The 17,918-nt window shown below is 49.6% G+C and carries 17 protein-coding genes, 1 pseudogene and 1 other annotated feature; of the genes and pseudogenes, 14 read left to right on the top strand and 4 right to left on the bottom strand.

All coding sequences use genetic code 11. The features are described 5' to 3' along the window. Positions 1–3: 3 nt before the first annotated feature. Positions 4–741: a gluconate 2-dehydrogenase subunit 3 family protein gene (locus tag AB3Y96_RS07610; protein ID WP_072309333.1), complete on the bottom strand. Its 738-nt coding sequence runs from the start codon at positions 739–741 to the stop codon at positions 4–6. Positions 742–1,176: 435 nt separating this feature from the next. Further along, a pseudogene (locus AB3Y96_RS07605) lies at positions 1,177–1,815 on the bottom strand (homoserine/threonine efflux transporter). Between the two features lie 224 nt (positions 1,816–2,039). Between AB3Y96_RS07605 and AB3Y96_RS07600 the strand changes: the two are divergent. From AB3Y96_RS07600 to AB3Y96_RS07590, 3 genes are all read left to right on the top strand, one after another. Further along, positions 2,040–2,933, top strand: a complete 894-nt coding sequence (locus AB3Y96_RS07600) for a leucine-rich repeat domain-containing protein (protein ID WP_367298868.1) — start codon at positions 2,040–2,042, stop codon at positions 2,931–2,933. Positions 2,934–2,971: 38 nt separating this feature from the next. Then, positions 2,972–3,790, top strand: a complete 819-nt coding sequence (locus AB3Y96_RS07595) for an MBL fold metallo-hydrolase (protein WP_367298867.1) — start codon at positions 2,972–2,974, stop codon at positions 3,788–3,790. Between the two features lie 530 nt (positions 3,791–4,320). Beyond that, positions 4,321–5,517, top strand: coding sequence for an MFS transporter (locus tag AB3Y96_RS07590; protein WP_367298866.1), 1,197 nt, complete (start codon positions 4,321–4,323; stop codon positions 5,515–5,517). A gap of 9 nt (positions 5,518–5,526) precedes the next feature. Here the strand turns inward: AB3Y96_RS07590 and AB3Y96_RS07585 are convergent, their stop codons facing one another. Then, positions 5,527–6,048 carry a GNAT family N-acetyltransferase gene (locus AB3Y96_RS07585; RefSeq protein WP_367298865.1) on the bottom strand — a complete coding sequence of 174 codons (522 nt, stop codon included), beginning with the start codon at positions 6,046–6,048 and terminating at the stop codon, positions 5,527–5,529. A gap of 194 nt (positions 6,049–6,242) precedes the next feature. Here AB3Y96_RS07585 and rimO point away from each other — a divergent pair, with 194 nt between their 5' ends. Continuing rightward, a complete protein-coding gene (gene rimO / locus AB3Y96_RS07580) occupies positions 6,243–7,559 on the top strand; it encodes a 30S ribosomal protein S12 methylthiotransferase RimO (protein WP_367298864.1) in 1,317 nt (438 codons plus the stop codon). A 200-nt stretch (positions 7,560–7,759) separates the two neighbouring features. Here the strand turns inward: rimO and AB3Y96_RS07575 are convergent, their stop codons facing one another. After that, positions 7,760–8,587, bottom strand: coding sequence for an SDR family oxidoreductase (locus tag AB3Y96_RS07575; protein WP_367298863.1), 828 nt, complete (start codon positions 8,585–8,587; stop codon positions 7,760–7,762). 340 nt (positions 8,588–8,927) lie between these two features. On the opposite strand from AB3Y96_RS07575, the gene hisL reads away from it, so the two are divergent. The 10 genes from hisL to AB3Y96_RS07525 all read left to right on the top strand — a co-directional run bounded on the left by hisL (position 8,928) and on the right by AB3Y96_RS07525 (position 17,913). Beyond that, positions 8,928–8,978 (top strand): his operon leader peptide, encoded by a 51-nt coding sequence (hisL, locus tag AB3Y96_RS07570; RefSeq protein WP_102961614.1) that lies wholly within the window; start codon positions 8,928–8,930, stop codon positions 8,976–8,978. Continuing rightward, positions 8,954–9,079 (top strand) — a sequence feature (His leader region). (Overlaps the previous gene by 25 nt.) Positions 9,080–9,135: 56 nt before the next feature. Beyond that, entirely contained in the window at positions 9,136–10,035 is a 900-nt protein-coding gene (hisG, locus tag AB3Y96_RS07565) for an ATP phosphoribosyltransferase (protein ID WP_004095958.1), read from the top strand. A 5-nt stretch (positions 10,036–10,040) separates the two neighbouring features. Then, complete coding sequence (gene hisD, locus AB3Y96_RS07560) at positions 10,041–11,378, top strand: histidinol dehydrogenase (RefSeq protein ID WP_367300293.1); 1,338 nt, start codon at positions 10,041–10,043, stop codon at positions 11,376–11,378. Beyond that, complete coding sequence (gene hisC, locus AB3Y96_RS07555; RefSeq protein WP_367298862.1) at positions 11,378–12,481, top strand: histidinol-phosphate transaminase; 1,104 nt, start codon at positions 11,378–11,380, stop codon at positions 12,479–12,481. The genes hisD and hisC overlap by 1 nt, the downstream gene beginning before the upstream one ends. Continuing rightward, entirely contained in the window at positions 12,478–13,545 is a 1,068-nt protein-coding gene (gene hisB / locus AB3Y96_RS07550; RefSeq protein WP_367298861.1) for a bifunctional histidinol-phosphatase/imidazoleglycerol-phosphate dehydratase HisB, read from the top strand. Before hisC ends, hisB begins: the two co-directional genes overlap by 4 nt. Continuing rightward, complete coding sequence (hisH, locus tag AB3Y96_RS07545) at positions 13,545–14,147, top strand: imidazole glycerol phosphate synthase subunit HisH (protein ID WP_367300292.1); 603 nt, start codon at positions 13,545–13,547, stop codon at positions 14,145–14,147. The genes hisB and hisH overlap by 1 nt, the downstream gene beginning before the upstream one ends. Positions 14,148–14,161: 14 nt before the next feature. Next, entirely contained in the window at positions 14,162–14,899 is a 738-nt protein-coding gene (hisA, locus tag AB3Y96_RS07540; RefSeq protein ID WP_367298860.1) for a 1-(5-phosphoribosyl)-5-[(5-phosphoribosylamino)methylideneamino]imidazole-4-carboxamide isomerase, read from the top strand. Then, a complete protein-coding gene (gene hisF, locus AB3Y96_RS07535; protein ID WP_367298859.1) occupies positions 14,881–15,657 on the top strand; it encodes an imidazole glycerol phosphate synthase subunit HisF in 777 nt (258 codons plus the stop codon). The genes hisA and hisF overlap by 19 nt, the downstream gene beginning before the upstream one ends. Beyond that, positions 15,651–16,280 (top strand): bifunctional phosphoribosyl-AMP cyclohydrolase/phosphoribosyl-ATP diphosphatase HisIE, encoded by a 630-nt coding sequence (hisIE, locus tag AB3Y96_RS07530; protein ID WP_367298858.1) that lies wholly within the window; start codon positions 15,651–15,653, stop codon positions 16,278–16,280. Before hisF ends, hisIE begins: the two co-directional genes overlap by 7 nt. A gap of 361 nt (positions 16,281–16,641) precedes the next feature. Continuing rightward, positions 16,642–17,913 carry an MFS transporter gene (locus AB3Y96_RS07525; RefSeq protein WP_367298857.1) on the top strand — a complete coding sequence of 424 codons (1,272 nt, stop codon included), beginning with the start codon at positions 16,642–16,644 and terminating at the stop codon, positions 17,911–17,913. Positions 17,914–17,918 lie beyond the last annotated feature (5 nt).

The following is a 17,918-nucleotide window of genomic DNA, read 5'->3' as shown; positions in this document are numbered from 1 at the left end:
GATTTATCCTCTTTCTCCGCGAATAGACACCGGAGGGAACGGATAACGTTCACCGCGCTCTACCCAGTCCATAAAATCTGCACGTGCGCCAGGGAAGTTGATTAGCGTCCAGCCCACCATGCCTTGGTTGCCACCATGGATGGGATCGCTAAAGAAACCTTCACGGGTGTTTTGCAGTAAGAAAGAGAAGAAGACCTTGGCCGGTACCTGAGTAAACTCCGCTTTCCCGCCTTCCATTTGGCTTAACAGATCGTCCTGCTTGTCCTGCGGTAATTCAGCAAAGATTTTGCCTGCCTGCTTTTTTGCGTAGTCATTGGCTTCGGCCACGCCTAAACGATAAATCTGCTGCGGCGTTAACGGCAGCTGATAGCCAAAATCATGTTCTGCATCAGGATTAAATGGCCCTTGCATATACCACTGTGAACCTGTGGCATACGGGGTATTCATTTGGCGATCGATGAACTCGGGTACGCCCGCTTCTAACGCGCCAGGACCACGATCGTCATTCGGGATCAAGCGTGCAGCGGCCGCTTGCACAAACGCATATTCTTCAGGAGTAAAAAAGGTAGGGTTGTAATCACGCGCCGTATGCTTTTCTGGCGCTTTAGGTTCAGTTGCATGAGCAACTATTGGAGCAGCCAGTGAACCAATACCTGTTCCACCGATAGCCACTGCGGGTACTAATGTTATTGTTTTTAGAAGGAAATCTCTTCTTGAGCTTCCAGATTTTTCTTTTGCCATGACATTGCCCATCTACAAAATGTTATCAGTTATTTAACACCATTTCCTTGCTGAATGTGTTGTTGTGAAATATTTGCTTACGTTACGCTACGTTTGGAAATGGCAGATTTGGCGTGAATAAACCGAATTGTTACGGGTAACTTACTGATTAGGGAGGAAAACGAGCGATAGACTCTTGTGACTGAGTAAGTGTGACGGATCGCACAAAATGTTGATTATTTGGTTAAATAATCCACCATAAATCTAACAATTTTGCATACAACTCAAAAAAGCGATCGTCCTTGTTGGCTAAAATGCTATCGATATGAACAAGCAACGCTCTCAGGCCCAGATTGAATTAATCATACTTATAAGACCGCAACACATCTGTTTTTCACCCAATAACAGCATAGTTGAAATATCGATTAGTGCTGCGGCTTATCCCTACGATGCGGGTCAGCGGCTGAGCTCGCGGCTACCTTCGTAAATGAGCCGTAACGCAAATGCCCCTACCACGGCACCGATCACCTTACTGATTACGCGTTGAATACGCGAATAACCACGGCGTACTACTGATAGGGAAAAAGCCTGACTCAGGAAAATGCGCCAAATAACTGAACTCATCACAATGCCAAACCATGTCAATAATTTGGCCCAAGTCGGCGTATCAGCACTCAGCGTCACCGAAAAAATACTGATAAAAAACAGTACGGTTTGCGGATTAGAGAGATCGGTAATCAGTCCACGACGAAAAAAAACCGCACCTTCACCGGGCACCAGCGTATGCAACGCGCCAATTTGTATATCATTTTGATTTTTCACTACGCCGTAGGCGTACCAAAGCAAATAGAGACCGCCTGCGATTTTGATGATTGAGAACAGGCTTTCAAACTAGGTCATCAAGGCCACCATACCGAATAGGCCAAGACCGGAATAAATCGCATCGCCTAGCGCCACGCCTAATCCCGTATGCACACCGGCGCGGCGCCCGGAAGATAAGCTAGTTTGAACCACCACAAAGAGGTTCGCCCCCGGATTAAAAAAGGTGAGGACAAACAGCCCAACGGTCACCCAAACCGCATGTAATGGTTCCATTATTCTTCCCGAGTTAGTCAACGTTAGTAACATGATGATTAAGAGCATTATGAGAAGCTATTTAGCGTAACAACGTGCGCCAACTCACTGTTTATAAACAACACGCCATAGGATTTATTTTATCCTTGTGAGCCCTCAGTTTTGCTCCCCTTTTCTTCCCATCTCTAGGCAAACTGGCTAAAGTGATCTCCTCGCTGTCAGCCTCACTCACTGGATTCATCCCTATGCTATTACACCAACGCTCAATAACATCAACAGAACAGCATAATGCGCCGTTTCTAAATCTTGATAATCAACAGTTGGAGCAGCTTGATAACATTAAACTGGATGAAGGGCTGACCGGGTTTAGCGCTTATAACAACCAACTTAGCGACTATCCCGAGCAGATTGATAGCTTAACCAAGCTACAGGTGCTCAATATTTCCTGTAATCAGATCGCACATATTCCCGATTCTATTGGGCAGCTTCGCGCGCTGGAAATGCTCGATCTTGGGCATAATAAATTATCCGAATTACCCAACACGCTTGGTCAGCTAACTGAATTGGTCTATCTCTATTTGAGCAATAACCAGCTCAGCGATATTCCATCAACGTTGTCAGCGTTACATAAGCTGCGTTATCTGAATATTACGGATAACCATCTTACAAACATCCCTGAAACCGTTTTTGCCATGCGTGGCTTAGAAGAGCTGCGCTTATACAATAATAAGATATCGTCGTTTGCTGAAAAGATTGGTGAGCTTAAAAACCTCAAAGAGCTGCATTTAATGAATAATCATCTCAGCCAGTTCCCGGCCGAAATCAATCAGCTAACTCTGCTACGCGTGCTAGATATATCGGGTAATCGCATTAAATCGATACCCGATGCCTTAACGCAATTAAGCCACCTGCAGGATCTTAATTTTAGATTCAATAATCTGTCTGAATTACCAGAAAGCATCGCCGCACTGACTGGGTTACAAACGCTGGATTTGCGGGCAAATAACCTCACTTCATTGCCAGACAGTATCTACACCCTCAAGAATCTTAAACGGCTCGATCTGCGTTGGAATTCATTTAGCCAATATCCGGCACAGCTAGCTCAGCTTGAAGAAAATGGCTGTCTGATTCATATCTAGTTTGGCTAGTCATTATCAACTGTTCGGACAAATAACAAATGTCGCTTAAGATTACGGTTCTGCTAGAAAATGATACCCGTCACGCTGATTTAAACAGCGGTGTAGGATTAAGTTTATGGCTGGATGATGGCGAACAGCGGATTTTATTTGATACAGGGCAGGATCAGCGCTTTTGTCATAACGCGCAACGCTTAGGAATAGATTTAAGCACCATCTCTTGCGTGGTGCTTTCACACGGGCATTACGATCACTTTGGTGGACTTCCCTATCTGATTCCTTACACACCGCACAAGCCTGAGGTCATTTGTCACCCCGATGTGTTTCTCACACGCTACGCGGGGGGATTTATTGGCTCGCGCGCCATTAAAATTAAAAAAATATCCCCTGAGAATAACAAAGCTCAGTTACAAACCCATTTCCCCTTTCAGCTTTCACGCCAACCGGTGAACATCGGTAAGCGCTTTATTTTTGCCGGAGAAATCCCCCGCAGCAATCCCAATAAACGCTTCGGATTAATTGAAAATAATATGGGCTATGAAACTGATTACGTCAGAGACGATAGCTGTTTGATCTGGCGTGGAAGCCAAGGCTTAGTGGTCATTGTTGGCTGCTCGCATTCAGGTATCTGCGATATCATTGAATATGCCAAGCAAATCGCTGGCGTAGAAAAAGTCAGCGCCGTTATCGGCGGTCTGCATTTGCGTAGCGCAGGTCTGTCAGAGATGCTCCGCACCCGACGCTATTTCCAACAGCAAAATATTAATCTTATCTATGGTTGCCACTGCACCGGTGGCTGGGGACGCTTATGGTTAAACGCTCACCCCTTAAATACCGGCGATATTCTTAATCTAGAGTAGCTATCAAAAGATCGCGATTTGCCCAATTCATATCCCACAGATATAATCCGCACCTAATCTAAAGAGAATTTATCTCTTGGTATCGAGTGTATTTCATGGTTTGCAGCTACTTCAAAAAATCCGTCACCAGACGCAGCTCCGCGCAATCGAAAGATGAAGCGTTGTTCGGAGCCTAATCAGCAGCCACCCGCTGCTTAAACTCTTCATCAGCCAGCTCGTTATCGGTCGTTTAATTACGTCGTTTTCGGCTAGCTGAAATTAAGGGTTGTACCCAAAATAATTCAAGTTGCTTGAAGGCGGCAAGCCCGTGAATCCTCAGGAGCTTACTCAAGTAAGTGACTGGGGTGAGCGGGAGTAGCCAACGCGTAAGCAGCTTGAAGTATGACGGGTTTGAGTCTCTCGCCACGCTTTATCTGTGGCCTTGATGTTGCAAAACATCCGTGACGGATTGTTGAAATAGACAATCTTTAAGCCGGGCCGCCAGCAGTGCGAACCGGCTTTTTTATTGAAAAAACTTGAGTATCAATACCATGACGCAACAACTTCATTGGAAAAAGGACATCGTCCTTTTCCTCTCAGCCCAAACAGTGACTCTGCTTGGTTCATCCATTGTGCAATACGCCATTATTTGGTACATCACGCTGACGACGTCTTCAGGGTTGATGATCACCATTTCGACGCTGTGCGGTTTTTTGCCTCAGCTCGTTATTTCGCTGTTTGCCGGTGTATGGGTAGATCGCTATAACCGCAAGTATGTCAGTATGATTTCAGACGCGGTTATCGCGCTGGTAACGCTGTTGTTGGCTGTTGCATTTATCTTAGGATACAAGCCGCTATGGTTGATTTTTGCCGTATTGGCCGTTCGTTCTTTTGGCACGGGGATTCAAACACCAACGGTGAATGCGATCATTCCTCAACTGGTGCCGAAAGATCATTTGATAAAGATAAATGGAATCAACAGCACATTAAGTTCGCTAAATATGCTGATTGCTCCGGCGGCCAGCGGCGTTCTGTATGCTTATTTCTCCATCGAGAAAATCTTCTTCGCCGACGTCATTACCGCCGCGATTGGCTTAGTGTTTATGTCGATGTTAAAGATCACCAAACTCACAAACGGCAATCTTGACGGTAAATCGACTATCAAGGCTATCGGTGAAGGCTTCCACTACCTTCGACAAAATCCGTTTATCCGCTATCTGATTATGTTCTTGATTGCCATGATGATCTTAATAAGCCCTGCGGCATTTATGACGCCCCTGATGGTCAGTCGTTCGTTTGGCCCAGAGGCATGGCGTTTAGCCATCAATGAAATGGCCTTTAGCAGCGGGGCCATTGCAGGCGGAATATTGATTGCGATGTGGGGAGGATTTACCAGCCGCCTACGCACGACCTTATTCGCTGGCGGAGCCTATGGCTTTTTCATGATTGCACTTGGCTGCGCGCCCCTATTCAGCATTTATCTGGTTTTTAATTTCCTGATAGGGATCACCATGCCGTGCTTTAACGCACCGGTGACTTCTCTTCTGCAGGAGAAAGTGATACCGGAAATGCACGGTAGAATTTTCAGCTTGGTACAGGTCGCCAACTGCTGTGCTTTGCCGCTGGGTATGGTGCTATTTGGCCCACTTGCCGATCATTTTCGCATCGAGCATTTACTGGTTATCGCCGGAGTATTGGTGCTTCTTCTTTGTGCCCAGCTCTTTGTGAAGAGGAAATTAGCTGAATAATAAATCGAATCATAGCAGGGGTTCGCCCCTGCTATATTCTTCGGCCAACAAGCCGAATACCCAGTCATCATGCCATTTTCCCTGTAGAAAATAATTCTGCCGCAAGCAACCTTCCTGCTGAAAACCGCCGTGCAATAATAATCCCCGCGATGCCTCATTACCTGAAGTCACCACCGCCTTTAGCTTGTGATAGCCACATTGTGAAAACGCAAAATCAATCAGCGCAGCGAGAGATTCTTTGCCATAGCCTTTGCGTTGAAATTTAGGGGGAATGATGAAACCAACTTCAGCCATACGATGTGGCAGCCATTCAGAAACAAAACCGGTCAATCCCACTCGCTGGCCAGAGTCTCGATCAATCATGACCAAACACAACCATTGGGGCAGTTCTTTACGCCATTCAGGCAAACGACAATCAAAAGCAGCCAAAATTTGCTGCTCTGTTTGGGTGTCTGCAATCAGCGCCATAGCTTGTTCATCACGGTAAAGAACGCTGAAAAATGCCCAGTCTGATTCATTTATTTGCCGCATGATTAGTCTTTGAGTTTCTAGTATCACCACCTATGCATCCTTAAAAATCGTTCACTCCGCAGCCATATTTCTGACAATATCACTACGAATTGACCTAGCCTAGGCACCCGCCATGATAAAAACTAGAGGCGGAATAAATTCCCGTGTAAAATCGCAGCCGTTTTTATTCTTTGAACATTTTGTGAGCGTAATATATGCACCAACCGCGTATTGGTTTTGTGTCTTTGGGTTGCCCGAAAAACCTAGTGGACTCCGAACGTATTCTGACCGAACTGCGCACCGAAGGTTATGATGTAGTCCCCCGCTACGATGACGCCGAACTCGTTATCGTGAACACCTGCGGTTTTATCGACAGCGCCGTGCAAGAATCGTTAGAGGCTATCGGTGAAGCGCTCAACGAAAATGGAAAAGTGATTGTTACCGGCTGTTTAGGGGCAAAAGAGAACCAGATCCGCGAGGTTCACCCTAAAGTTTTGGAAATCACTGGGCCACACAGCTACGAAGCCGTACTCGAGCACGTACACCAGTATGTGCCGAAACCAACGCATAATCCGTTTACCAGCTTGGTGCCGGAACAGGGTGTCAAACTCACGCCCAAACATTACGCTTACCTGAAGATATCCGAAGGCTGTAATCATCGCTGTACGTTCTGCATCATTCCATCCATGCGTGGCGATCTGGATAGCCGCCCGATTGGTTCCGTATTGGATGAGGCAAAACGTTTGGTTGATGCGGGCGTAAAAGAGCTGCTGGTTATTTCGCAGGATACCTCGGCCTACGGCGTTGACGTCAAACACCGCACCGGATTCTGGAACGGTCAGCCGGTGAAAACCAGCATGATCGGCCTGTGTGAACAGCTCTCCTCACTGGGTGTTTGGATCCGCCTGCATTACGTTTACCCCTATCCGCACGTGGATGACGTCATTCCATTGATGGCGGAAGGCAAAGTATTGCCGTATCTGGATATTCCGCTTCAGCACGCCAGTCCAAAAATCCTTAAACTGATGAAGCGCCCTGGCGCAGTTGAACGCACCCTTGAGCGCATCAAGCGCTGGCGCGAAATCTGCCCGCAGCTCACGTTGCGCTCGACGTTCATCGTTGGATTCCCTGGCGAAACCGAAGAAGACTTCCAGATGTTGCTCGATTTTCTGAGTGAAGCGAAACTCGACCGCGTTGGCTGTTTCAAATTCAGCCCGGTTGAAGGTGCCACCGCCAATGAGTTGGCTGACCAAGTGCCGGAAGAGGTGAAGGAAGAACGTTTCCACCGCTTTATGCAGCTGCAGCAGCAAATTTCAGCCCAGCGTCTGAAAGACAAAATTGGCCTGACAATTCCCGTTATCATTGATGAAGTGGACGAAGAAGGCGCTATTGGCCGCAGCATGGCTGATGCACCTGAAATCGACGGCGCAGTTTATCTCAACGGCGCAACCGCGCTGAAGATTGGCGACGTGGTTAACGTCACCATCGAAAACGTTGATGAATACGATATGTGGGGCAGCGTTAGCGCCTAAAAGCGGCGCTGATTTCTGCAACAAAAAGCCTGTTAGATGACTGATGCTGATCGTTTAAGAGATCGAGATACACGGGGCTAGCACACCGCGGGGCGCTCCGGCAGCTAAAGCTGCTACGACCCCATCGGTGTACTTCCCCTAAAATCACGCTTAAGTGGCCAGCATTAGTCGAATGACTGGTTTTTTACGTTAACCGCATATCAATTCAATGGCATCAACGTCGGATTCGAATACTGATACTCGAAGCCTAATTCTTTGCTGATTAAGCTACCATCCACCAGCTTTCCCTGCGAAGGCTTATCTTCATCGGCAAACTGCGGTGGTTCCAGTCCTAAAGCTCGCGCCAAAGGCGGATAAAAATCGGCTTTAGTCGGATGGATCGGCGCACACAGGTTATACACATGCCCACCCTGCGGCAGTTTGAGCAGCATCTGAATAGCCGCAATCACGTCGTCCTGATGCACCAGATTCACGCCGCTGTTGGCACCAGAAATACCTGTTTTTCCCGCAAGAAAACGGCCTGGATTACGCCCTGCGCCAACCAATCCTGCCAAGCGCAAAATATCAACCGAGGTATTTGGCAAATCGTGCAGCCACGTTTCTAGCTCAGCTAAGGTGCGGCCAGCACTGGTATTAGGCTGCAGCTCAGAGCGTTCATTGACGGTGCCAACGGCGTCGCCATAAACCGAGGTAGAGCTTAGGAAGATAATCCGTGGAACGTTGTGCGCCAAAGCGCTATCCACCAAAAGCTGAACCGCATGCAAATAGCGCTCGCCCTCTTCTGGCTTGCGGCTGGCTGGCAGCGTAATCACTAAAGCATCGGCATCAAGCAGCTGCTCTAGATCGTCTTGCTCACACTCGAGCTCGGGCGTCATCACCAACGGATAACATTCGATCCCGCTCATACGTGCAGCTTCAACGCCGTCGGAGGTGGTTTTACTGCCAACCACCTGATAGCCACGCCCCAGCAGAGATAGGGCCAACGGCATACCAACCCAGCCAAGTCCTACTATTGATATTTTTTTCATTGCGGCCCTCTCAATACGCATGACCTGCGACCTAGTCGCACTATTTATTTCAATGAATTATGCATGGAAAACAATTTATTCATATAAATCAGGCTACGCCACTCTCTCTGTTTATACAATTTCCACGCTATATCGTGCAGTAAAGTATTGTCAGTAATAATCAATCATGCTGGGTAAATGAAACAAAAACGAAATATTAAACTTTTCTCGCCATGATGCGGCAATAGATAAAATAAAAAATGACCACAAAAAAGGGGTTGCCATCCCCCCTGTATTTGGTTTAGGTTAATTTACAGTTAACGCAGACAATTGTGTCTGCCAAATTATTGGATTACAAAAAATGCTTACTCGCGTTCAGTTCAGCCACCATCATCACCATCATCCTGACTAGTCTGACAGGCCGATGAGTGCTGGAAGACGGTTAACAATCTTCCAGTGGCGCAGAACGCAAAAGAGAGCCCTCGGAAGATTATCTTCCGAGGGCTTTTTTGTTGCCCAAAGATCGCTAAATGACACCACAGAATTTAAAAAATATTAAGGGAAGCCACATGTTAGACAAAACTCGTTTACGTATCGCCATGCAAAAATCCGGTCGCCTGAGCGAAGACTCTCAGGAGCTTCTGGCACGCTGCGGCATTAAAATTAATCTTCAGCAGCAACGTTTGATCGCCTTCGCCGAAAACATGCCTATCGATATTCTGCGCGTTCGCGATGACGATATCCCCGGATTGGTGATGGATGGCGTTGTCGATTTAGGCATCATTGGCGAGAACGTTTTGGAAGAAGAGCTGCTGAGCCGTCGCGCTCAGGGCGAAGATCCGCGCTACTTCACCCTGCGCCGCTTGGATTTCGGCAGCTGTCGTTTATCACTGGCGATGCCGCTAGACGTTCCTTACGACGGCCCGCAGTGTTTGCAAGATTCCCGCATCGCGACCTCCTACCCACACCTGCTAAAGCAATACCTCGATAAACAAAATATCCGCTTTAAATCGTGCCTGCTGAACGGCTCGGTGGAAGTTGCGCCACGCGCGGGCCTTTCCGATGCGATCTGCGATTTGGTGTCTACCGGCGCAACGTTAGAAGCTAACGGCCTGCGTGAAGTTGAGGTGATTTATCGCTCCAAAGCCTGTCTGATCCAGCGCGATGGCGAAATGCCAGCGGCTAAGCAAGAGCTGATCGACAAGCTGATGACCCGTATTCAAGGCGTGATCCAAGCTCGCGAATCCAAATACATCATGCTGCACGCGCCAAGCGACAAGCTGGAACAAATTATTCAGCTGTTGCCGGGGGCTGAACGTCCAACGTTACTTCCGCTGGCCGGCGACCAAAACCGTGTCGCCATGCACATGGTGAGCAGCGAAACCCTGTTCTGGGAAACCATGGAAAAACTGAAGTCTCTGGGTGCTAGCTCGATTCTGGTTCTGCCAATCGAAAAAATGATGGAGTAATGGCGATGATTGCTGCTGATAAGAAAACGAGCTTTAACAACATCACTTTCTGGAACGAATGCGATGCGCAGCAGCAACAAGCGCTGTTGCAACGTCCTGCGGTCGCCGCGTCTGACTCCATAAGCGCCAGCGTGGCAGATATTTTACGGCAGGTTAAATCCGGCGGCGATGCGGCACTGCGTGAGCTGAGCGCCAAATTCGATAAAGTCGATATTGCTACTTTGCGCGTCAGCGTGAGCGATATCGATCAGGCAGCCTCTCGCTTAGACGCAGAAATCAAAGCGGCTATGCAGCAGGCTGCCCAAAATATCGAAAAATTCCACGTCGCCCAGATTTTGCCTGTGGTGGATATCGAAACCCAGCCCGGCGTACGTTGCCAGCAGGTCACCCGCCCGCTGGCGTCGGTCGGTTTATACATTCCGGGCGGCACTGCGCCGCTGCTGTCCACCGTATTAATGCTCGGTATTCCGGCGCGCGTCGCTGGCTGTCAGCGAGTCGTGTTGTGTTCGCCACCGCCGATTGCCAACGAAATCCTCTATGCCGCCTCACTGTGTGGCATCACTGAGGTATTTCAGGTCGGCGGTGCACAGGCTATTGCGGCACTTGCCTTTGGCAGCGAGTCTATCCCTAAAGTGGATAAAATTTTTGGGCCGGGCAATGCTTACGTCACCGAAGCCAAACGTCAGGTAAGCCAAAGCATCGACGGCGCAGCCATCGACATGCCTGCTGGCCCGTCTGAAGTTCTGGTGATTGCCGATGAAAAAGCCACGCCGGCATTTATCGCCGCCGATTTGCTCTCTCAGGCCGAACACGGTCCTGATTCACAGGTCATTTTGCTCACGCCCGATGCCGAAATAGCCAAACGCGTCGCCGTTGAAGTGGAAGCACAGCTCGCAACCCTGTCACGTGCCGACATCGCCCGTCAGGCGCTGGACTCAAGCCGTTTGATTGTCACTTCGTCATTAGCGGAGTGCATCGATATCAGCAACCGTTATGGTCCTGAGCACCTGATTATCCAGACCCGCGAACCACGCCAATGGATTGACAAAATCACTAGCGCAGGTTCGGTGTTTCTTGGCGACTGGTCGCCCGAATCTGCGGGCGACTACGCGTCTGGCACTAACCACGTGCTGCCAACCTACGGCTACACCGCAACCCACTCCAGCCTCGGTTTAGCGGATTTTGAAAAACGCATGACCGTTCAACAAATTAGCGCCGATGGCCTACTCGGCTTAGCGCCGGTGATTGAAGCAATGGCGGCGGCAGAGCTGCTGACCGCCCACAAAAATGCCGTCACCCTGCGCGTTGCTGCGCTCCAGTCTCAGCAGAAGGAGAAAAACTAATGAGCTCCAGCATTGAAGAATTGGCCCGCGCCAACGTGCGCAAATTAGTCCCTTATCAATCTGCTCGCCGTCTGGGCGGTAAAGGCGACGTGTGGTTAAACGCCAACGAATATCCGATTGGCACGGCTTATCAGCTCAGCGCCGATACTTTTAACCGTTATCCAGAATGTCAGCCACAGGCCGTAATTAATAACTATGCGTCCTACGCGGGCGTCAACGCCGATCAGGTTTTAGTTAGCCGTGGCGCAGATGAAGGCATTGAGCTTCTGATCCGTGCATTCTGTGAGCCGGGCCAGGATGCGGTGCTGTATTGCCCACCGACATACGGTATGTACGGCGTAAGCGCTGAAACCTTTGGCGTTGAACGCCGCACGGTAGCATTACGTGAAGACTGGCAGTTGGATTTACCGGCCATTGAACAAAATCTGGCTGGCGTGAAGCTGATTTACGTCTGTAGCCCTAATAACCCAACCGGCAACTTGCTTAGCCCAACTGATTTACGCCAGCTGTTAGCGCTGACCGCAGGAAAAGCCATCGTGGCCGTTGATGAGGCCTATATCGAGTTCGCACCGCACGCTACGCTGGTGCCTTGGCTGGCTGAGTTTCCGCACATGGTCGTATTGCGTACCCTGTCTAAAGCATTCGCTTTGGCGGGTTTGCGCTGTGGCTTCACGCTCGGCAGTCCTGAAATGATCACTTTGCTATTGAAAGTCATTGCACCTTATCCACTTTCAACGCCGGTTGCCGATATCGCCGCACAGGCGCTCTCGCCAGACGGTGTGGCAGCGATGCGCCAGCGGGTGCAAACCATTCTAGAAAACCGCGCGCTGCTGGTAAAAGCACTAACCGAATGCGACTGCGTCGAGGCCGTCTATCCCGGCGAAGGCAACTATTTAGTCTTCCGCTGTTCAGCCGCCGCTGCGGTGTTTAAATCGCTCTGGGATCAAGGCATTATCTTACGAGATCAAAGCAAACAACCCAGTCTGTCGAACTGCTTAAGGATCACCATAGGCACACAGGCAGAAAACAACCAAGTGATTGCAGCCCTGCGCGCGTTCCCTAATGCCGTAGCCGCTAAAGAATTCAGCAAGGAGGCCGTGTGAGCCAGAAGTTTCTTTTTATCGACCGTGACGGAACCCTAATTAGCGAACCACCGGTTGATTTTCAGGTCGACCGCTTGGACAAATTGGCGTTTGAACCTGCCGTTATCCCTGCGCTGCTGAAGCTACAGCAGGCGGGTTATCGTCTGGTGATGATCACCAATCAAGACGGCTTAGGCACAGCCAGCTTTCCGCAGACCGATTTTGACGGCCCGCATAACTTGATGATGCAGATTTTTACGTCGCAAGGCGTGGTCTTCGATGACGTGCTGATCTGTCCGCACCTGCCCGCCGACAACTGCACCTGCCGTAAGCCAAAAACCGAGCTGGTGCAGGCATACCTGAACCCTGAAGTGATGGACTATGCCGCCTCACGCGTCATCGGTGACCGTGAAACAGACGTTCAGCTGGCAGAAAACATGGGCATCGCCGGTATTCGCTACAACGCAGAAAATAGCGGTTGGGCACACATCGCCGATGAGTTAACTAAACGCGACCGCCACGCACAGGTGAACCGCGTTACGCGTGAAACCGCAATCAACGTTGACGTGTGGCTCGACCGTGAAGGTGAAAGCCACATTCGCACCGGCGTCGGCTTCTTTGATCACATGCTCGATCAAATTGCCACCCACGGTGGTTTCCGCATGAACATCGAGGTTAAGGGCGATCTGTATATCGACGATCACCACACCGTGGAAGATACCGCGCTGGCATTGGGCGAAGCGTTGAAAAAAGCGCTGGGCGATAAACGCGGCATTTCTCGTTTTGGCTTTGTGCTGCCGATGGATGAATGCTTGGCGCGCTGCGCGTTGGATATCTCTGGCCGCCCTTATCTGGTTTATAAGGCCGAGTTTACCCACCAGCGGGTGGGCGATCTCAGCACCGAAATGGTTGAGCACTTTTTCCAATCTCTGGCCTATGCCATGGGGATCACCTTGCACTTGAAAACCAAAGGGAAAAACGATCACCACCGCGTAGAGAGCTTATTTAAGGTCTTTGGCCGCACGCTGCGTCAGGCCATTCGCGTTGAGGGCGATACTCTGCCAAGCTCGAAAGGGGTTTTATGATGGCCGACACTAACGTTGTGATTCTGGACACCGGCTGCGCCAACTTATCCTCGGTGAAATATGCCATTCAGCGGCTGGGCTATGAGCCAAAAATCAGCCGCGAACCCGACGTGGTGCTCACCGCTGATAAGCTATTTCTTCCGGGCGTGGGAACGTCGCAAGCCGCGATGCAACAGCTGCGCGAGCGTAATCTGATTGAGCTGATTAAAGCCTGTACTCAGCCCGTTTTGGGGATCTGCCTCGGTATGCAGCTGCTGGCTAGCCGCAGCGATGAAGGCAATACCGACACATTAGGCATCATCGATACCCCCGTCGAAACCATGAAGGATTATGGGCTGCCATTGCCGCACATGGGCTGGAACCAGGTGTCATCCCTCGCGGGTCATCGCCTTTTTCAAGGGTTGGAAGACGGCGCCTATTTCTATTTTGTGCACGGTTATGCCTATCCGGTGTGCGAAAACACCATCGCGCAGGCGAACTATGGCGCGCCATTTAGCGCTGCGGTGCAAAAAGATAATTTCTTCGGTGTGCAATTCCACCCTGAGCGCTCCGGTGCCGCCGGTGCTCAGCTGTTAAAAAACTTTCTGGAATTGTCACTTTAAGGAGCAGCACGCTAATGATTATCCCCGCATTAGATCTTATCGATGGAAAAGTAGTGCGTCTGCATCAGGGCGATTACGGCCAGCAACGCGATTATGGCAATGACCCGTTACCACGCCTGCAAGATTATCAGCAGCAAGGCGGTGAAGTTCTGCACTTGGTTGATTTAACCGGCGCTAAAGATCCGGCGGCGCGCCAGATCCCATTGCTGCGCAAACTGCTGGCCGGCGTTTCCGTTCCCGTGCAGGTTGGTGGTGGCATTCGCAGTGAAGACGACGTAGCGGCTCTGCTTGAAGCGGGCGCTGCACGCGTTGTCATCGGCTCAACGGCGGTGCGTCAGCCTGATGTCGTGAAACAGTGGTTTACCCGTTTTGGCGCCGATGCGCTGGTTCTGGCGCTCGACGTGCGAATTACCACCGACGGCAGCAAAAATATTGCGGTCAGCGGCTGGCAGGAAGATTCCGGCGTCACGCTTGAGCAAATCGTCGATGCGTTTCTGCCTTATGGCCTTAAGCATGTGCTCTGCACCGATATTTCGCGCGATGGAACGCTTAGCGGCTCCAACGTGGCGCTGTATCAAGAAGTGTGTGCGCGTTATCCGCAGGTGGCATTCCAGTCATCCGGCGGCATTGGTAGCCTAGAGGATATAGCCGCCCTACGCGGCAGCGGCGTTCAAGGCGTCATTGTGGGGCGTGCCCTACTCGAAGGAAAATTCACCGTGAAGGAGGCTATCGCATGCTGGCAAAACGCATAATTCCTTGTTTGGACGTTCGCGATGGTCAAGTGGTCAAAGGCGTTCAGTTTCGTAACCACGAAATTATCGGCGATATCGTACCGCTCGCTCAGCGCTACGCGCAGGAAGGAGCCGATGAGCTGGTGTTTTATGACATCACCGCGTCATCCGATGGACGCGTGGTGGATAAAAGCTGGGTATCACGCGTGGCAGAAGTGATTGATATTCCCTTCTGCGTCGCTGGCGGAATCAAAAGCATCGAAGATGCCTCGCAAATTTTAACCTTTGGCGCCGATAAAATTTCTATTAACTCCCCTGCGCTGGCCGATCCTGATTTGATTTCTCGCCTCGCCGACCGATTCGGCGTGCAGTGCATCGTAGTGGGTATCGATACGTGGTTTGATGCCGAAACCGATAGCTATCAGGTGTATCAATTTACCGGTGACGAACAACGCACCAAAGCCACCACGTGGCAAACGGTTGATTGGGTTAAAGAAGTGCAAAAGCGCGGTGCCGGTGAGATCGTGTTAAACATGATGAACCAAGACGGTGTACGCAACGGTTACGATCTTCGCCAGTTGAAACTGATCCGCGAGGTATGCCATGTGCCGCTGATCGCCTCCGGCGGAGCGGGCACACCAGAGCATTTCCTAGAAGCATTCCGCGACGCCGACGTTGATGGCGCGCTAGCCGCCTCGGTGTTTCACAAACAAATTATCAATATTGGCGATTTGAAACGTTATCTGTCGCAACAAGGTGTGGAGATCCGCTTGTGTTAAAAGAATCCTTTTTATCAGAACAACAAAAAGAACAATTAGATTGGAATAAAGTCGATAACCTAATGCCTGCAATCGTACAACATGCGGTATCCGGCGAAGTACTCATGCTGGGCTATATGACGCCTGAAGCTCTCGATGAAACCAATCGTAGCCGCCACGTAACGTTTTACTCGCGCACCAAACAGCGCCTGTGGACCAAAGGTGAAAGTTCAGGCCACTTCCTCTGCGTTGTGAGCATCACGCCTGACTGCGATAACGATACGTTGCTGGTATTAGCGGAGCCTCAAGGGCCAACCTGTCACAAAGGCACCAGCAGCTGTTTCTCTCCTGCCGCCTCCGACTGGGCATTTTTGTTCCAGTTAGAACAGTTGCTGGCAGAGCGTAAAAATGCCGATCCGAAAAGCTCTTATACCGCAAGCCTGTACGCCAGCGGCACCAAACGCATCGCACAGAAAGTGGGTGAAGAAGGCGTGGAAACCGCACTAGCCGCGACGGTGCACGATCGCGATGAGTTAGTGAATGAAGCCTCAGACCTGATGTACCACCTGATGGTATTGCTACAGGATCAAGATCTGGACCTCAGCGCGGTGATTAATAATTTACGCCAACGGCATGAGAAATAGCCGCTGAATTTAGCCTCTTCTTATTTAACGCCATCCGCGACTTTTTGGGTGGCGTTCCCCACTCTCCGCGACGTTTTCCATTCGCCACAAATTAAATAAGCCGCTATTTGTAGTAATAACTTATTTATTAGCTCCGGCTAAAAAACACCAATCTATTGAGTTCCTTCCCGTTTATTTCAAACAAAAATACTTCTTCTCACGATTATAAAATTAAATGATCGATAGCAATAATATGTCCCAAAAAATCATTCATGAAAAAAATGCAACAATATCAATATATTGATCATCGATCACAATAAAAAAAACATTAAATCTGTTTTAATAAAACATCGTTTCATAAAATAGAAAAGGTGGATAACGGATGAAAGTTAAAGGATTACGTTGGTGGATAATTGCGCTCGTTACCGTAGGGACAATCACCAACTATTTATCTCGCAGCGCATTAGGAATTGCCGCGCCAACCTTAATTAAAGAACTTGGCATCACTCAGCAACAATATTCATACGTCGTCAGTGCATTTCAAGCAACCTACGCGCTGGCTGCGCCGGTGGTGGGATACGTCATCGATATCATCGGTGTTAAGTGGGGAATTGCCATTTTTGCTATCGGTTGGTCTGTTGCCAATATTGCGCATGGCACGGCTGGCGGCTGGCAGTCTCTCGCATTTTGGCGAGGTACCATGGGCGTTACTGAATCTTCGGCAAATCCTGCCGGTATGAAAGTAGTGGCTGAATGGTTTCCCGCTAAAGAGCGCGGCTTGGCCTGCGGGATCTACAGTATGGGAACGTCCCTCGGCGCAATGCTGGCGCCTCCCTTGGTAGTTTGGGCAATACTCGAATATAACTGGGAAATGTCCTTTATTATCACCGGTGCGGTTGGTCTCATCTGGGTGGTTCTATGGCTATTTTTTTATCAGTCACCAGAAAAAAATCCGGCGTTGTCAGATGAAGAGCGTATTTTGATCGCCGATGGGCAGGTGAAATCTACGGAGAACGTCCAGCGAGTTAAACTCAAGGATATGCTCACTAATCGCAATTTATGGGGCATTTCCCTGCCGCGTTTTATGGCCGATCCCGCATGGGGAACGTTGCATTATTGGATGCCTCTTTATTTAGTCACCGAACGTCATCTCGATATGGCTCATGTGGCTATGTTTACCTGGCTCCCTTTTTTAACCTCAGATTTAGGCTGTATTTTCTCAGGAATAATGGCGCGCTATTTAAATAATCGCGGCATCACCATTATTAATTCACGCCGTATTACCTACACCTTTGCGGCCTGTCTCATGGTCAGCATGGCGTTTATCTGCCACGTCGAAAATATCTATTTGGCTGTCGCACTATTTTGCATTGCTGGTTTTGCACATCAATGTCTCTCTATTACCGTTATCACCATGTCGTCAGATTTATTTAATAAATCCGAAGTGGCAACGGCGACCGGTTTCGCCGCGCTCAGCGGGGGAACGGGAAACTTTCTTTTCTCAATGTTCTTAGGCGCGTCCGTCGCCGTGATTGGTTACAACTTCTTCTTTGTCGGCTTAGGGTTCTTTGATCTTATTGGTGCTGCCTTCTTATGGACCTTGGTCAAAGAGAAAAAAACGCATAACACCACGCAGCAAACTGCTTTCATATAAGGGAA

The organism is Hafnia alvei (genome assembly GCF_964063325.1).
Taxonomy (GTDB): domain Bacteria; phylum Pseudomonadota; class Gammaproteobacteria; order Enterobacterales; family Enterobacteriaceae; genus Hafnia; species Hafnia alvei_B.
This window is presented reverse-complemented; position numbering and strand designations above follow the sequence as displayed.

What these genes read in the sequence shown, in the direction of transcription:
- AB3Y96_RS07525 (WP_367298857.1), top strand. Translation starts at nt 16,642, where the DNA reads ATGAAAGTTAAAGGATTACGTTGGTGGATAATTGCGCTCGTTACCGTA.
- hisF (WP_367298859.1), top strand. Translation starts at nt 14,881, where the DNA reads ATGCTGGCAAAACGCATAATTCCTTGTTTGGACGTTCGCGATGGTCAA.
- rimO (WP_367298864.1), top strand. Translation starts at nt 6,243, where the DNA reads ATGCACCAACCGCGTATTGGTTTTGTGTCTTTGGGTTGCCCGAAAAAC.
- AB3Y96_RS07600 (WP_367298868.1), top strand. Translation starts at nt 2,040, where the DNA reads ATGCTATTACACCAACGCTCAATAACATCAACAGAACAGCATAATGCG.
- AB3Y96_RS07575 (WP_367298863.1), bottom strand. Translation starts at nt 8,587, where the DNA reads ATGAAAAAAATATCAATAGTAGGACTTGGCTGGGTTGGTATGCCGTTG.
- hisG (WP_004095958.1), top strand. Translation starts at nt 9,136, where the DNA reads ATGTTAGACAAAACTCGTTTACGTATCGCCATGCAAAAATCCGGTCGC.
- hisA (WP_367298860.1), top strand. Translation starts at nt 14,162, where the DNA reads ATGATTATCCCCGCATTAGATCTTATCGATGGAAAAGTAGTGCGTCTG.
- AB3Y96_RS07585 (WP_367298865.1), bottom strand. Translation starts at nt 6,048, where the DNA reads ATGCGGCAAATAAATGAATCAGACTGGGCATTTTTCAGCGTTCTTTAC.
- AB3Y96_RS07590 (WP_367298866.1), top strand. Translation starts at nt 4,321, where the DNA reads ATGACGCAACAACTTCATTGGAAAAAGGACATCGTCCTTTTCCTCTCA.
- AB3Y96_RS07595 (WP_367298867.1), top strand. Translation starts at nt 2,972, where the DNA reads ATGTCGCTTAAGATTACGGTTCTGCTAGAAAATGATACCCGTCACGCT.
- hisH (WP_367300292.1), top strand. Translation starts at nt 13,545, where the DNA reads ATGGCCGACACTAACGTTGTGATTCTGGACACCGGCTGCGCCAACTTA.
- hisC (WP_367298862.1), top strand. Translation starts at nt 11,378, where the DNA reads ATGAGCTCCAGCATTGAAGAATTGGCCCGCGCCAACGTGCGCAAATTA.
- hisD (WP_367300293.1), top strand. Translation starts at nt 10,041, where the DNA reads ATGATTGCTGCTGATAAGAAAACGAGCTTTAACAACATCACTTTCTGG.
- AB3Y96_RS07610 (WP_072309333.1), bottom strand. Translation starts at nt 741, where the DNA reads ATGGCAAAAGAAAAATCTGGAAGCTCAAGAAGAGATTTCCTTCTAAAA.